General features: G+C 46.4%; 13 protein-coding genes. 5 read left to right on the plus strand and 8 right to left on the minus strand.

Annotated elements, in window-relative coordinates:
- Window positions 1-78: 78 nt before the first annotated feature.
- Window positions 79-1,632, minus strand: a complete 1,554-nt coding sequence (locus ACMQ5W_RS13385) for an ABC-F family ATP-binding cassette domain-containing protein (protein WP_419025602.1) — start codon at window positions 1,630-1,632, stop codon at window positions 79-81.
- Window positions 1,633-1,644: 12 nt separating this feature from the next.
- Window positions 1,645-2,175 carry a DUF1836 domain-containing protein gene (locus ACMQ5W_RS13390; protein ID WP_419025603.1) on the minus strand — a complete coding sequence of 177 codons (531 nt, stop codon included), beginning with the start codon at window positions 2,173-2,175 and terminating at the stop codon, window positions 1,645-1,647.
- Window positions 2,176-2,735: 560 nt separating this feature from the next.
- Here ACMQ5W_RS13390 and ACMQ5W_RS13395 point away from each other — a divergent pair.
- Window positions 2,736-4,469 carry an AMP-binding protein gene (locus tag ACMQ5W_RS13395; protein WP_419025604.1) on the plus strand — a complete coding sequence of 578 codons (1,734 nt, stop codon included), beginning with the start codon at window positions 2,736-2,738 and terminating at the stop codon, window positions 4,467-4,469.
- Between the two features lie 62 nt (window positions 4,470-4,531).
- Here the strand turns inward: ACMQ5W_RS13395 and ACMQ5W_RS13400 are convergent, their stop codons facing one another.
- From ACMQ5W_RS13400 to ACMQ5W_RS13410, 3 genes are all read right to left on the minus strand, one after another.
- Entirely contained in the window at window positions 4,532-5,320 is a 789-nt protein-coding gene (locus ACMQ5W_RS13400; RefSeq protein WP_419025605.1) for an RNA-binding protein, read from the minus strand.
- 5 nt (window positions 5,321-5,325) lie between these two features.
- Complete coding sequence (locus ACMQ5W_RS13405; protein ID WP_419025606.1) at window positions 5,326-6,234, minus strand: DUF4097 family beta strand repeat-containing protein; 909 nt, start codon at window positions 6,232-6,234, stop codon at window positions 5,326-5,328.
- A gap of 86 nt (window positions 6,235-6,320) precedes the next feature.
- Window positions 6,321-6,980 carry a TetR/AcrR family transcriptional regulator gene (locus ACMQ5W_RS13410; RefSeq protein WP_419025607.1) on the minus strand — a complete coding sequence of 220 codons (660 nt, stop codon included), beginning with the start codon at window positions 6,978-6,980 and terminating at the stop codon, window positions 6,321-6,323.
- A gap of 231 nt (window positions 6,981-7,211) precedes the next feature.
- Between ACMQ5W_RS13410 and ACMQ5W_RS13415 the strand changes: the two genes are divergently transcribed.
- From ACMQ5W_RS13415 to ACMQ5W_RS13430, 4 genes are all read left to right on the plus strand, one after another.
- Window positions 7,212-7,577, plus strand: coding sequence for a DUF2089 domain-containing protein (locus tag ACMQ5W_RS13415; protein WP_148492455.1), 366 nt, complete (start codon window positions 7,212-7,214; stop codon window positions 7,575-7,577).
- Between the two features lie 19 nt (window positions 7,578-7,596).
- Window positions 7,597-7,974, plus strand: coding sequence for an SHOCT-like domain-containing protein (locus tag ACMQ5W_RS13420; RefSeq protein ID WP_148492454.1), 378 nt, complete (start codon window positions 7,597-7,599; stop codon window positions 7,972-7,974).
- A gap of 10 nt (window positions 7,975-7,984) precedes the next feature.
- Entirely contained in the window at window positions 7,985-8,248 is a 264-nt protein-coding gene (locus ACMQ5W_RS13425; RefSeq protein ID WP_148492453.1) for a hypothetical protein, read from the plus strand.
- 272 nt (window positions 8,249-8,520) lie between these two features.
- The gene (locus ACMQ5W_RS13430) at window positions 8,521-11,061 is read left to right on the plus strand and encodes a cation-translocating P-type ATPase (RefSeq protein ID WP_419025608.1); all 2,541 of its coding nucleotides are present in this window, start codon (window positions 8,521-8,523) and stop codon (window positions 11,059-11,061) included.
- Between the two features lie 248 nt (window positions 11,062-11,309).
- Here the strand turns inward: ACMQ5W_RS13430 and ACMQ5W_RS13435 are convergent, their stop codons facing one another.
- The 3 genes from ACMQ5W_RS13435 to ACMQ5W_RS13445 form a co-directional block, all read right to left on the minus strand.
- Window positions 11,310-11,837 carry a zinc dependent phospholipase C family protein gene (locus tag ACMQ5W_RS13435; protein ID WP_419025609.1) on the minus strand — a complete coding sequence of 176 codons (528 nt, stop codon included), beginning with the start codon at window positions 11,835-11,837 and terminating at the stop codon, window positions 11,310-11,312.
- Window positions 11,838-13,289 (minus strand): basic amino acid/polyamine antiporter, encoded by a 1,452-nt coding sequence (locus tag ACMQ5W_RS13440; protein WP_419025610.1) that lies wholly within the window; start codon window positions 13,287-13,289, stop codon window positions 11,838-11,840.
- 186 nt (window positions 13,290-13,475) lie between these two features.
- On the minus strand, window positions 13,476-14,792 hold the full coding sequence (locus tag ACMQ5W_RS13445) for an MATE family efflux transporter (RefSeq protein WP_419025611.1): 1,317 nt from the start codon (window positions 14,790-14,792) through the stop codon (window positions 13,476-13,478).
- Window positions 14,793-14,826: the final 34 nt, after the last annotated feature.

The following is a 14,826-nucleotide window of genomic DNA, read 5'->3' on the forward strand; positions in this document are numbered from 1 at the left end:
GGGAGGAGGAGGCGCAGCGCATCGAATTAGCACAAAAAAGCTGCCAGCTCTATGTCATTGACAAGAGCCGGCAGCGCCTTATACTACCTTATTAGTCCAATCCTCGATATTCCAAACGTCAGTGACTATACCTTCATAGAATTCCGGTTCATGGCTGACCAGAATCACTGTACCCTTGAAATCCCGAATAGCTTCTTTCAGCACATCCTTAGCTACAGGGTCCAGGTGATTGGTAGGCTCGTCCAGAACCAGCAGGTTCATGGGTTTCTGCATCAGCTTGCAGAGCCTGAACTTGGCATTTTCACCGCCTGAGAGCACCCTGACCTGGCTCTCGATATGCTCGTTGGTCAGACCGCACTTGGCAAGCGCACGGCGGGCTTCCCCGTTATCCAAGGATGGAAAATCGTCCCAAAAATCCTGCAGAGCCGTTTTGCTGCTGCCATCATGCTCCTGTTCAAAGTAAGCCGGCTCCGCATAGTAGTCCAGCTTCACTTCCCCGTCAAAAGCCGGGATGAAACCCAGCATGGTCTTCAGCAACGTAGATTTTCCCAGGCCGTTGACTCCTTTGATTGCAATCTTCTTACCCCTCTCCACGTGGAAGGTCAGCGGATTTGTCAAAGCCTCGTCGTAACCCAGCACCAGATTCTCCGCCTCGATGACATACTTGCCAGGCGCTCTGGAATAGTCGAACTGAAACACAGGCTTCGGCTTCTCCTTCGATAATTCAATTTTATCCATCTTGTCCAGCTTTTTCTGTCTGGACTTCGCCATATTGGACGTGGCGATTCGCGCCTTGTTTCTGGCGATAAAATCCTCCAGATCAGCGATTTCCTTCTGCTGCTTTTTGTAGGCCTGCTCCAATTGCGCCCGTTTGATATCATACATATGCATGAAGTCGTCGTAATTGCCCGTGTACCTGGTCAGTACCGCTTCCTCCACATGGTAAATCACATTGACCACATCATTTAAGAACGAAATGTCATGGGACACCAGAATAAAGGCGTTCTCGTAATTCTGCAGAAAACGAGTCAGCCAGACGATGTGATTTTCATCCAGATAGTTGGTGGGCTCGTCCAAAATCAAAATCATCGGGTTCTCGAGGAGCAGTTTGGTCAAGAGGACCTTTGATCGCTGTCCGCCTGAGAGTTCACTGACATCCTTGTCTAAACCGATATCACCCAGACCGAGGCCGTTGGCAAATTCCTCAATACGGGCATCGATGGTGTAGAAACCGCTGTGCTCCAGAATATCCTGAATCTCCGCTGCATCCTCCATCAGCTTGCCCATCTCCTCGTCAGAGGCAGATCCCATCTTGTCGTAACAGGCCAGCATTTCCGCTTCCAAATCAAAATAGTGGCCGAAAGCCTCCTGCAGCACCTCTCTGATGGTCTTGCCAGGCGTCAGACTGCTGCGCTGATCTAAATAACCTGTTGTGATATGATTGCACCAGCTGACTGTCCCCGCATCCGGCATCAGCTTACCTGTAATAATATTTAAAAATGTCGTCTTTCCTTCGCCATTGGCGCCCACAAGACCGACATGTTCCCCTTTGTTTAATCTAAAAGAGGCATCCTCCAGTATTTGTCTTCCGCCAAAACCGTGGGACACCTTCTCAACTGTCAATACACTCATGATTTCCTCCCGCTAAAATGAAACATTCTCTTTGAGTTTATCATCTTTCTTGTGGGACTGCAAGTAGATATTTCTCACGTAAAGCTGACAGGCAAAGGAATTACAGACGTTCCAGAAAAGGTCTCGCGGATCGTTTGGATTGGCTTTTTTTGGCATGGAAGTTCCGTGGAAAGCGTGCTCTACCGCTTCTTCGATCAGCTGGCAAAATTGATTATAAGATATTTCCTTCTCAGAAGCTCTCAAAGCCATTTTAATCAGTCGAGATATCTCATTTATAGTATAAACAGGCTTCAAAATGGCAATGACAAATAGAGAAGCCACGGCGACCCTGTCGTATTTCTTGTTGACCGGCGGTGCGATAAACTTCTGCTTGACGTAATTGTTAATCATGGTTTTCGTCATGATCTTCTTTCCGTCAAAGGAGAGATAGTCGCCCAGCCATTCGTCCAGCAGAGAAAGGACCTGGTCCAAATACAGATCCATAGAAGGCAGTTCCTCCCATCTCGGCAGTCTAAATTGTTCTAATCCTCTAGTTCTACCCATTCTTCATCCTTTCTGTGTATGATTGATTATATGAGCGATTACGATTTGCTGGAGTCTGCCGTGACCTCTCATGAGGTTTTTGCGAGTCTCTCCACGCTGATTTTGTACTTTTTGAAACATTTTTATAAATCCTGCACAAAATATCCCCATGATCTTTCATACACTAGTGGCATATTTAGATTTATTTACCATTTCGGTTATCTTTAATAATATTTTTGCTCATCAGAAAACGTCAATTCGAAGTAAAAAATAACCGAGCTGCCCTCCCAGAGCAAATCATGTCGCAAGTTTCAGCCTCATCCGTCAAAAGGCAAAGGAACTCTGGCCGATTTTTGTGCAGGAGGCTTCCAATCACTCCAAAAAGCACAAAAGTACCGTGAGCCAACAGCGCGCATGTTACAATTCTCAGAACAAGCAGGTAAAATAAATGTCAAGTGGAATATTCCACAGATAAATGAAGAATACCACATGAGAAAGTCATTGTCAACCGTTGACAAAGTGTTTTTAATAAGGTAATATAGTTTTAATAACTATGTACAGAGTAATAAGGAGATATAACATTGAAAGAGATCAAACATTTGAAACCCGTCTTTGCATCTGTTTTCCACAAAGATTTCAGGGAATTGATCAATTACGGAGCCGACGCCTATAGAGGCGACGATGCTTTCATCGTAAAACACAAGCGAAATAAAAAAGACATATCCTACGAACATATAAAATTTGAAAACTTCCGCGACCACGTCAACTATCTGGGAACCGCCATGCTAAAAAAAGGATACCTGGGCAAGCGCATCGCCATCATTGGTAAAAACCGCTACGAGTGGATGCTGGGTTATTTTGCGACTCTATGCGGCATCGGTATCTGTGTTCCCCTGGACAAAGGACTTCCCTATGACGAGGTGGAATCTTCCCTGGAGAGAAGCTACGCAGACATCCTCATCTTTGATAAAGCCCATCTGGATACCGTCGAAGAACTGAAAGAAAAGAACAACACCAAAGTGACCGAATACATCTGTATGGACGACATCGAAGGTTATGACAGCGTCAACAAAATGATGGAAACCGGGCGCAGCGCCTTGGAGGGCGGCTTTGACGAGTATCTCAATCTGCCCATCGATGCCGATGGAACCACCATCATTCTCTTCACCTCTGGCACCACGTCCCTGTCAAAGGCAGTACAGCTGTCACAGCACAACATCACCGCCAACGTTTACGCCATGCTGCAGACAGAAGACATTCGCCACGGTGACATCAACATGGCCTTCCTGCCTTACCACCATACCTTCGGTTCCACAGGCCAGGTCGTCATGCTGGCGGCAGGCGTGACCACCACCTTCTGTGACGGCCTCAAATATCTGCAAAAAAACATCGTGGAATACAAGGTTTCCATGTTCGTCTGCGTACCGCTTTTGATTGAATCTATCTACAAGAAGATCATGCAGACGGTCAAGAAAGAAGGTCTAGAGAAGAAAGTGGCCTTCGGCCTCAAGGTTTCCAAGCTTTTACTGCGTTTTGGCATCGACGTGCGCCGCAAGCTGTTTAAGCAGATTCTTGACCAACTGGGCGGAGAACTGCGTTATGTTATCAGCGGCGCCTCCGCCATCGACCCTGTCGCGCTGGAGGGATTTAACGACTTCGGCATTACCGCCGTACAGGGTTACGGTATGACAGAAGCCGCGCCAGTTATTTCAGCGGAAAATACCTGGGAGCGAAAGACTGGCTCCATCGGCAAACCGCTGCCAGGCGTGGAAGTAAAAATCGACCAACCTAACGAGGAAGGCATCGGCGAACTGATTGCCCGCGGACCAAACATCATGGCTGGCTACTATGAAAACGAAGAAGAAACGGCAAAAGTATTGACAGATGGCTGGCTGCATACCGGCGACCTGGCTTCTGTAGATGAGGACGGTTATCTCTTTATTCGCGGCAGAAAGAAAAACGTCATCGTTCTTAAAAACGGTAAGAACGTCTATCCAGAAGAGCTGGAAATCCTGGTCAGCAATCTCCCTTATGTGGAAGAAAATATGGTCTTTGGGCAGCCTCGCCACAAAGACGGTGACCACAAAGACCTGGCCCTCTGCGCTAAGATTGTCTACAAGCCAGACTATATGAAAGAGACTTATGGTACAGATGATCCGGCGGAGATCGAGGCCATCATCAAGAAAGACATCGACACCATCAACGATGAACTGCCGACTTACAAACACATGCTCCGTGTCATCGTCACAGATGAGGAGATGATCAAAACCACTACCGGCAAGGTCAAAAGATATGAAGAAGAAAAGAAGATGTAGCACTTGCAAGATATAACGAGAAATCAAAAGCCCTGCACTGGCGCAAAGCCGGTGCAGGGTTTTTAATATCTTTCTATGGTGATGTACTGTCTGTCTTTTCGCGATCTGCCGCCGACCTCTATCAGGCAGGCCTTTCCCTTTCCGCGCAGGGTCAGTTTGTCGCCCTCGCTCACCTGGAAATCCGGCTTGATCACCTCCACATGGTTTACAAAGACCAGTCCCCGGCCGATTGCCTCGGCAGCCTTGCCGCGAGACAGACCAAAAGCTGATGCCATGACGCTGTCAAGCCGCAGAGATGCTACGGTATCGGTCATCGTCGTGCGCTTTAACGGCGGTACGATCAACTCGCTGACCGGATGCTGCGACAGGGAAAGATTGGTTCGCCCTGCCTTATAATAGTTCATCAAAATGAAATCGGCAATATCTGTTAAGACGATGATATCCGCCCCGTCTTCGCGCACCAAAATATCACCCAGCAGTTCCCTCTTAATACCTAAGGCTGCTAAAGATCCCAGATAATCGCGATGGGTCAGCTCACGGCCACCTTCGGCCTTTGCAGCTCTGATCACCGTCAGCGGGTCGTAATCTGAAAGTTTTGCGTAATCTGGCAGATTGATTAAAATCACCCGTTCTGCTTCTTCATGACCGCCATAAAAGATAGAACGGGTTGGTGGAAGAGCGTCTCCTTGCGGCTCGGCATCAAAGGTAGGGATATGCGCCTTGCGGCAATAAATCCTAGCCAAAGACTGCTGATGACTGTCCAGAAATCCAGTATGTGTCGCTATGTATTTGTTTTCGCATTGGGTTATCTTATCTTCTATTTGACCCAGTAAAAAATGATCTTCTTTCATGGGGACTATTGTATCACATCTATATCACCATTTCTAGTCTCTACTCTGATCGTGACCTCAGCTTTATCGCCGATTGTGCCCGCAAGGCTTTGTTCACCAGCTTTCAGCTCTTTATCAAAGCTGGTCGAAATGCTGCCGTTCTTCGTCGCAGCCTCAAAATAGAAGGAGAGCTCCTTCGGTATGGATAAACGAACTTTATCGTTTTTGTTATACAGCCAGATGTCTCCTGTTATCTCCGCAAAGTCTACCTGCAGCGTGCCTTCATTATTTACCATAAATTTTCCGCTGCCCCTGATTGTTTTCACATCAAAATCTCCGTGGGTTGTCGTATATCTGATATTGCCATCTGCCTCATCGCCTCGCACGGTTCCCTCCGTCGTCTCCAAATGGATGCGCTGAGCCTGCAGGTGATCAAAATCCAAGGTTCCCCTGGTGGTGCTCAGTTTCACCGCGGTGGCCTCTACATCTCCCAGCCTCACTGTGCCCTCTGTGCTGTCGATTGATAAGGATTCCAGTTCTTGATCTATTTCAGTCATGTCGATATCTCCATCGGTTGATGTCACCACAAGTTCCTGATCGTAAGACTGGGGCAGATAAACTTCTATATAACGTTCAAAATCTCCTGCAAAAAGAGGCTTACCGCCCTCCTGGATTTCGATTGACCTGCCCTTTTCTCTGACCTTTGCCCGATAGGGCTTCTTGTTCTCACTCATGTATTCTTTTATGACCAATTGATTGTCCGTGCCACGTTTAAATGTGATTTTTTCCTCATCATAGGATATTTTCACTTTTGAAATATTGCTCAATGAAAACTGCATTTCATTCTCTATCAGAGAAGTATCTTTCCCTCCGCAGCCTGTCAACAAGAGCAGACCGATGCACAGCATCGGGTACAACAGCATTCTTTTATTCATCTTATTACCTCTCTTTCGTTTTGAATGAATAGTTCATTCACACTCCTGTTAATAAATTAGGAAGGCGTCGGCCTCCCAGCTAAAAATCAGCCTAGCTGATAGGCTGCGATCAGGTTATCCAGACAGACTGCTTTTGCCATCTGGTCAGAAATGTCATTTTCTGTATAAGGTATATACTTCCTGTCCATAGTCCACCAAGTCAGCAGCTCCACAATCAGAGTCGTCATCAAGGCTACATCTGCAACCTGGCGCACTTGGCCTCTTTGAATAAAACCCCGCAGATACTTTTCCATGGTCTTAAAAAATTGTTCGCGACTCTGATTGTAATATCCAGCTAGTGTCTTAAACTCGTATTGGTTTCTCTCGATAAAAAGACAGCCGGCGGCATATTTTGATAACAGGTCAAAAGCATCAGATACCATTTCCTCAAAAGTATAATCGTCATCCTGAAGACGGGAAGAGAAGGAATTTTGCGATGCACTGAGGGTTGCAATGATTTCCTCATCGAGATCTGCAAACAGTTCATCAGTAATAGGGCGCTTTATTTCCCGCTCCGCAAACTGGGGTTCTATCGTGCACTTCAAGATATAATGCAGGATTTCCTTCTTGCCGACAAAATCGTGGTATATGGTGCCCACCGAAACGGAGGCGGCCTCAGCGATATGACTGATCTGCGTCTTGGCATAACCTTGACGTAGGAACAGTTTCGTCGCCTCTCTTCTTATTACATCAATTCTTCTTTCCATTCTCTCCGACTCCTTTTCTATTGCTTGCAGTTTATGAATGAACGATTCATTTAATACATTTTAGATCTTTTAACTGATTTTGTCAAGAGTCTCTCATCCATTATCGCCAAAATTTTCATATTTCAACCATAAAATTAATATATTTAATAATATAATTAAAAATATTAATTTTTATATTGACTTTTTGAATCGATAGGACTATATTATTAATTACAGAAGGGATGTGACATTATGAAGAAGATTATCAGCCGCTGCCCTGTATGTAATCACGAACTCAAGGTAACACGCTTACAGTGCAGCGAATGCCAGACCGTGATTGAAAATGACTTTGCACTCAGCAAATTCGACTATTTGTCTGACGAAGAGTTGTTTTTTACAGAGACATTTATCAAATGCCGCGGCAACATCAAAGAAGTTGAGAAGGAACTGGGTATCTCCTATCCCACCGTACGCTCCAAACTAGATGGCGTAATCAAAAAACTGGGATATGAGAAAGAAGCACATCAAGACGAAGAAGCACTGAAGAGAGAAGAAGTTTTAAAGCTGCTGGAGCGGGGTGAAATCACCGCAGAAGAAGCGATTACACGGCTTAAATAGAGAATTGGAGGAAACAATAATGGAAGAGAAAATGAGAATATTAAAAATGGTAGAAGACGGAACCATTACCGCAGCTGAAGCTGCCGAACTGATGAGCGCTATGGGCGTGGAGGAAACAGCAGGTCTCCCACAGAAACAGACTTACGATAAAAAAATGTTTCGCATCATCGTGGACAGCGTGCAGGGAGACAAAGTCAATGTACAGTTTCCAGTAGGCGCAATTAAAAAGATTCTGCAGGTCACTGGCAAGCTGCCGATTCCAGAAGAAAGTCTGCAGGGTGTCGATCTGGCTTCTATGATGGATGCCATCGGCGAGTGTCTGGACGAAGAAATTCAAGGCGATTTTGTCAACGTATCTGCTGCAGACGGCACCACCGTCCGCGTATTCGTAGACTAGGGGCATCGTTATGAAAATCAGAATACGGTCAGGGAACTTCAAATTTTTTCTGCCAGTGCCTACAGCCCTCGCCGGCGCTGCCATCAAAGTCATGCCCGAACAGGCTTTTGCCGCGATGAGAAAAAATGTTCCCCTCCCCTACGATCGGCTCGTCTCCAGGGAGAATTTTCTTCTCGTTTACGAAATATGCAGAGAAATTCTTATAGAAAACAAAGGTCTGGAGATCGTTCATGTAGAAGCCGCAGATGGCACCTTTGTCTCTATCATACTTTAGACTGAAACCCATTTTTTTCAAAAAACCACTTGCACTGCCAGCCAAAAAGTGATATATTCTTAATCACACAAATAAATACCCTAGCGTATTATGTTTAAAGGGGAGTAGCTGGCAGCACATGCTGCAGTAAAATGCGTCAGTACGATTACCACGGTAATCCGCGTTTACTTGAAATAGCGAGACTTTTAAGATAGCTTTTTAGGCTATCTCAGAAGTCTCTTTTTTAATATCTGAGAGACTTGGGCATAATGAGTTTAGAGGAGGAGGTTAACATGTATTACAACAAACAAATTCAAGAAATCCTAGAAGAGTTTCAGACCACAAAGAACGGTCTTGACGAAAGCGCGGTGACAAAAAGCCGAGAGCAATATGGGGAAAACAGACTCTACGAAAAGAAGAAGAAGAGTGTTTTTACGATTTTTCTTGAGCAGTTCAAGGATTTGCTAGTCATCATCTTAATTATCGCCGCTATCATATCCATGTCTACAGGAAATGTTGAAAGTACCGCGGTCATCATCGCCGTTTTGATACTGAACGCTATTTTGGGTACCGTTCAGTATGTGAAAGCGGAAAAATCTCTCGAAAGCTTAAAAAGTCTGTCGTCGCCAGTGGCAAAGGTGATCAGAAATGGCCAGCCACAGGAAATCGACGCGGCTGAACTAGTCTGCGGAGACATCGTCAGACTGGAAGCCGGCGATGTTGTTCCCGGTGACGGACGTATCATCGAAAGCTACTCACTAAAGGTAAATGAAAGTTCTCTTACTGGTGAATCAGAAGGGGTCGATAAGAGGACAGAAGTCATCGATGGTGACGCAGTTGCTTTAGGCGATCAGACCAATATGGTTTTCTCTGGCTCTTTAGTTACTTACGGCAGAGGATTGGCCGTCATTACTGGTGTCGGCATCCATACAGAACTGGGAAAAATTGCCGACCTGATGAACAACACAGCCGAGAGAAAAACGCCGCTGCAGATCACGATGGACAATTTCAGCAAGAAACTTTCGATCGGCATTATGTTGATCTGCGCTGTCGTCTTTGCACTCAACGTCTACAGAGGAATGGCCATTGCGGATTCTCTGCTCTTTGCCGTGGCTCTGGCTGTAGCTGCAATTCCAGAAGCGCTTTCCTCCATCATCACGATTTCTCTTGCCATCGGGACTTCGAGAATGGCGGATCAAAATGCCATCATCAAACAGCTCAATGCGGTAGAGGGTTTGGGCTGTGTTTCCATCATCTGTTCTGACAAAACGGGCACGCTGACCCAGAACAAGATGACAGTGGAACAGGTGCTGGCAGATGGAGAAAAGGAAAACGCCCTGCTGCAGGCATCCATTCTCTGCAATGATACAGCCATTGTGGATGGTGCTACTGCTGGCGACCCAACGGAAACAGCCCTGGTCGACTATTATATGACAAAACACGACGACTATGAACAGGTAAAAGCTGCTCTGCCGAGACTGTCCGAACTGCCTTTTGACTCAGATCGAAAGCTGATGAGCACCCTTCACAATATTGAAGGCCAATATATCATGTACACCAAAGGCGCTCTGGATGTCATTTTGGAACGTACCGCTTCTCTCAGTGAGGAAGAAAAGGATAAGATCCGTCAGTCTAACTTTGACCTTTCAAACCAAGGGCTCCGAGTATTGGCTTTCGCCCGCAAAAACATGGCTTCCGATGGAGAGTTAAAATTCGACGATGAATCCAATTTCGAGTTCCTCGGCCTGGTTGCTGAGATGGACCCACCAAGAGCAGAATCTGCTCAGGCAGTTGCTGACTGCATGGAAGCCGGCATCAAGCCGATCATGATTACAGGGGATCACAAAATCACAGCTTCTGCTATCGCGAAACGAATCGGTATCCTGCAAGAGGGGGATATCGCAGTTACCGGTACAGAATTAGATGCCATGAGCGATGATGAGCTCAATGAAAAGCTTTCTCACATCAGCGTCTATGCCCGTGTCAGTCCGGATAACAAAATCCGCATCGTGCAGGCTTGGCAGGATCAAGCTTGCATCGTTGCTATGACTGGCGACGGCGTCAACGACGCGCCGGCGCTGAAGAGTGCCGACGTAGGTGTCGCCATGGGAATTACGGGAACTGAAGTTGCAAAGGACTCCGCTTCCATGATCTTAACTGATGATAACTTTGCGACAATCATCAAGTCCGTGCTCAACGGCCGAAATATATATGCAAACATTAAGAACGCAATCAAGTTCCTGTTATCCGGGAACACAGCCGGAATTCTGGTCGTGCTTTTCGCCTCAATCATGGCACTGCCTTCTCCGTTTACCGCAGTACAGCTTCTGTTTATCAATCTGATTACAGACAGCCTGCCAGCTCTGGCCATCAGCATGGAGCCATCCAACCCGGCCTTGATTCACGACAAACCACGCCCGCGTAATGAGTCAGTTCTGACCAGAGAAACGCTGCTCCAGATCGGCCTGCAGGGGCTGGCAATCGGTGCTGCCACCATTGCAGCTTTTTATGTAGGCCTGCAGACCAGCGCAGTGACTGCATCCACTATGGCTTTTGCAACCCTATGCCTTGCAAGGCTCTGGCACGGTTTCAACTCCAGGGGAAAACAATCTATCTTCCGCCTTGGAATTACTACTAATATATACACCATCGGGGCATTTGTTGTCGGTGCAATTTTATTATTTGCAATCCTGCTTGTCCCGTTCTTTGCAAAAGCTTTCCTCATTGCATCTCTGACCGGTGCACAAATCGGCTGGATCTGTGGTCTGGCCTTTGCGCCGACGCTGCTGATTCAAATCGTCAAAATCATAAACGATCAGAAGAGCAAGAACTAATATCAAAATTGGCACGGTATATCCTGCGGGCATCTCATGTTACTATGAGGTGCCCGCATTTTGTATTTATGAACCAATGGAAGTAAAAAACGTGGAAATGACGGAATCCAAGATTCCTATTTCCACATGTCGCCCACAAGGGGGCGACTCTTCGCAAGGTACGTTCTTTGAAACATACGGAAATACGTCCTTTGGACGATATTTCCTATGTTATAAAGAAAGAGCTTGATCTTTCGTATCAAGCTCTTTTATAAACGGTCAAGGTGATTGCAGAATTCTGCCGTGATCTGGATAATGAACTGACAGTCTTCATTACATCCCCTGCTCTCCCTAAGATAGCGCCCATGCTGCTCCTCATACCAACCCGGTATTGTCAGATCTCCAAATTCAAGATTGAGTTTCTTCAGCTCTTTCACCTGGCCTTGGAACTTTTGATGGAGGCTGTGCTCATAAGTGACATGCTCTTTCCACCTGTAGGAGAAGCTCCGATTGTGAGGCCTGGTAAAGGAATCTGCAAGGTAGTGGACTGCAACTCCACCTCGATACCAATCAATCCATCGGCTGCAGCTAGACATCTTGAGAGACTTTTCAATGAACCCCCTTCTGTACTCGTAAGAATGACCGTCAAATTTTTTCTCACAGCTGAGCGATAAATAGGACAGAGGGTTGATATCCGGCACTAAGTTTCCAAGTATGAACGCGATTTTTTGACCATAACCCAAATGCAGTGCCGCAGCGAGTCTCCTAGCTAATAATAAGTGATCCTTTGTTTCCATTTAGAACGGATTGATGGTGCCTCTCGCGATCAGCACCAGTGATAGGATTGCTAAGGCGACCAAGGCGATAGCGATAAACACCTCGTATTTTTTTTCAAAGACTTTTTTGCCGTTCTCTCTTTTGCCCAGGGCGTAGACGATGATGCCCGGCGCGTAGAGTACCGTCGTAACCAGAAGCATATACAGACCCGAAGAATACAGCATCCAGAAACCATAGACAGAACCGAGGATGCCGAAGAACCTGGCCCAGGCAACCTGGCTGGCAGAACTTTGCTCCAGACCTTCCTTTTTAAAGGCAACCTTGGCGTAGTACAAACCACTGAACAGATATGGCACCATGATCATCAGCGTGCTCAATCCATAGAATGCCTGATAAGTGGAATCGTTGAAAAAGATCACGATCAGAAACAGCTGAATGATGCCGTTGGTCATATAAAGCGAAAAAGATGGTGAGTCGTTTTTGTTCGCGCGGGCAAAGGCCTTCATGAACACGCCCTGTTTTGCCGCAGAATATGGGCAGTCCGCAGCGATAATCGTCCAACCCAGCAGCGCGCCAGCCAATGATAGAATGACACCGATATTGATCAAGGTAGCACCCCACGGACCGACAGCAGCTTCTAAAATGCCAGCCATCTGCGGGTTCTTCAAGGTGGACATTTCTTCCGGCGTCATAACGCCTAAGCTCATCACCGCTACCAATACATAGATGATAAAGATGCCTAGGAAACCAGTCATAGAAGCTTTGCCCACATCGCTGGATTTCTTCGCGCGGGCGGACAGGACTACGGCTCCTTCAATTCCGATAAAGGACCAGACCGTGGCAGCTGTTGTCGCCTTCACCTGATCTATCACTGGCATTGTGCCATCTCCCCAAAAATTGCTCGTAAAAGTGTCCCAGTCAAATGCGCCGACAAAAATTACGGCAATCACAAAGACCAAAAGCGGGACCATCTTACTGATCGTAGCAATGACATTGAGAGCGGCGGCTTCCTTAATTCCGCGCAGTACCAATAGATTGATTGCCCAGATGACTGCTGAAGCACAGATAATCGAAATCAAATTATTGCCTTCACCAAATATTGGGAAAAAATATCCTAATGCGCCAAACAGCAGAGTCGTATAGGACACGTTGCACAAAAGCGCACTGACCCAATAACCCCAGGCAGAATTAAAACCTACGAACTCGCCGAAGCCTTCTCTGGCATAGCTATATACGCCATTGGTTAAATCCGGCCTTAGCTTATTTAAACCAAAGAAACACATGGTCAGTCCAGTCATACCGACACCACAGATTGCCCAGCCGACTAGTACCGCGCCTGTGTGCGCGCCGCCGCTGGCCATGTCTGCTGTAGTCGTAAAGATACCGCTTCCGATGGTTGAGCCGATAATCATGGCTACCAGCTTGCTGAGACTCAGCGAATTATCTGATGAGATACGATTCTCTTCATTCATTTTTAAATCCTCCTAAAAATTTATGTTCTTTTTCTATATCTCTTAGTATAACCATGAACTGCATATTCTATAGTGCACTTTTACCACTCACTTCTTTTCAGCAAACAAGCTAGATTCTGCCAATTCAAAAAAGAAAAATAACGACTCACGTCGTCATTTTTCTGGATTTTATTTTATTTTACTATTTTATTGGAGTTTTTTCTTATACATAGTGACTGCCAGAATGAGGGCGATGGTTTCCGAAACGCCCATGGACAGCCAGATTCCGATTTCCCCAAACAACATCGTCATGATGACCAGGGAAATGACTACCAGCACCAGGCCTCGGCAGATGGAAATGGTCATAGCCGACTTTGGTCTCTCAAGCGCCGTAAAGTAACCGGCCAGAATCACCACGACACCCAGCGGCAGGAAAGAGAAGGAGAACAGTTTAAAGGCATCCACTGCATTTTCATATAATACTGCGTCTGCGCTCCTATCGATAAACACGGCAACCACAGGGTTTGGATAGAGCACGCCCCAGGCAAAAGCGACGATAGAAGCTGTGCCGGCAACCAGTAATGCAATTCGCAGAATATATTTGTGGATTTTGTGTTCTTCTCTGCCGTGATAGTAACTGACAAGGGGCTGCATGCCCTGGTTGACGCCCATCATGGTCATCAAAATCAACTGCGAAACGTAAGCGATGACTGTGTAGATCACTACGCCGTCATTACCGGAAACTCTGATCAATGTATTATTGAACAGAAAGATGATCGCACCCACGGAGAACTCTGTCACAGAATCCGCCACTCCAATTTTTGCCATTGAAGCCACTTCTTTAAAGTTCCACTTGATTTTAACAAAACTGAACTGCGACTTCTTAGACAAGAAATGAGCCAAGAAGATGGACAAGGTCATCAGCTGTGAGATACCGGTTGCAATAGCCGCACCTTTGATACCCCAGTGGAGAACCATGACGAATACGTAGTCCAGGATGATATTTGTGGCTGCACCTGCCAGTGTCGTTGCGATAGCTTTCTGCGGATAGCCGTCAGCTTTGATCAGCACTTCCAAGTTATAGCTGGTCATATAGCACACGACGAAAGGGATAATGATGCCCAGATAATCTTTTACATATGGCAATGTCGCCTCGTCGGCACCCAGCATCAGAGCCAGACGCTCCAAGTTCAAGAGCGCTGCGATGGCGACGATCAAAGCTAATCCAAAGACCGTGACGGTACTCATGGTGAACACTTTGTTCGCCTTTTCCATATTGCCCTGACCCTTGTAAATAGATGCCTTGGTACTTGCTCCTACTGCAAACAGAATGCCGAGAGCAAAGGCGGTGTTAATGAATGGCATGGCGATATTTACTGCCGCCAGAGCTGTCGTTCCCACGCCTCTGGCTACGAACATGCCGTCAACCATGGTGTAGATGGTATACACCCACATGGCTGCCACCGATGGAATGACATATTTGATAAATCTATTTTTTATTTCTTTTTTCGTACTCTTCGTCATACTAACAACTCCTGTCGTATTATCATTATCTTTA

The organism is Emergencia sp., assembly GCF_048465375.1.
In the GTDB taxonomy this organism is placed as follows: Bacteria; Bacillota; Clostridia; order Peptostreptococcales; family Anaerovoracaceae; genus Senimuribacter.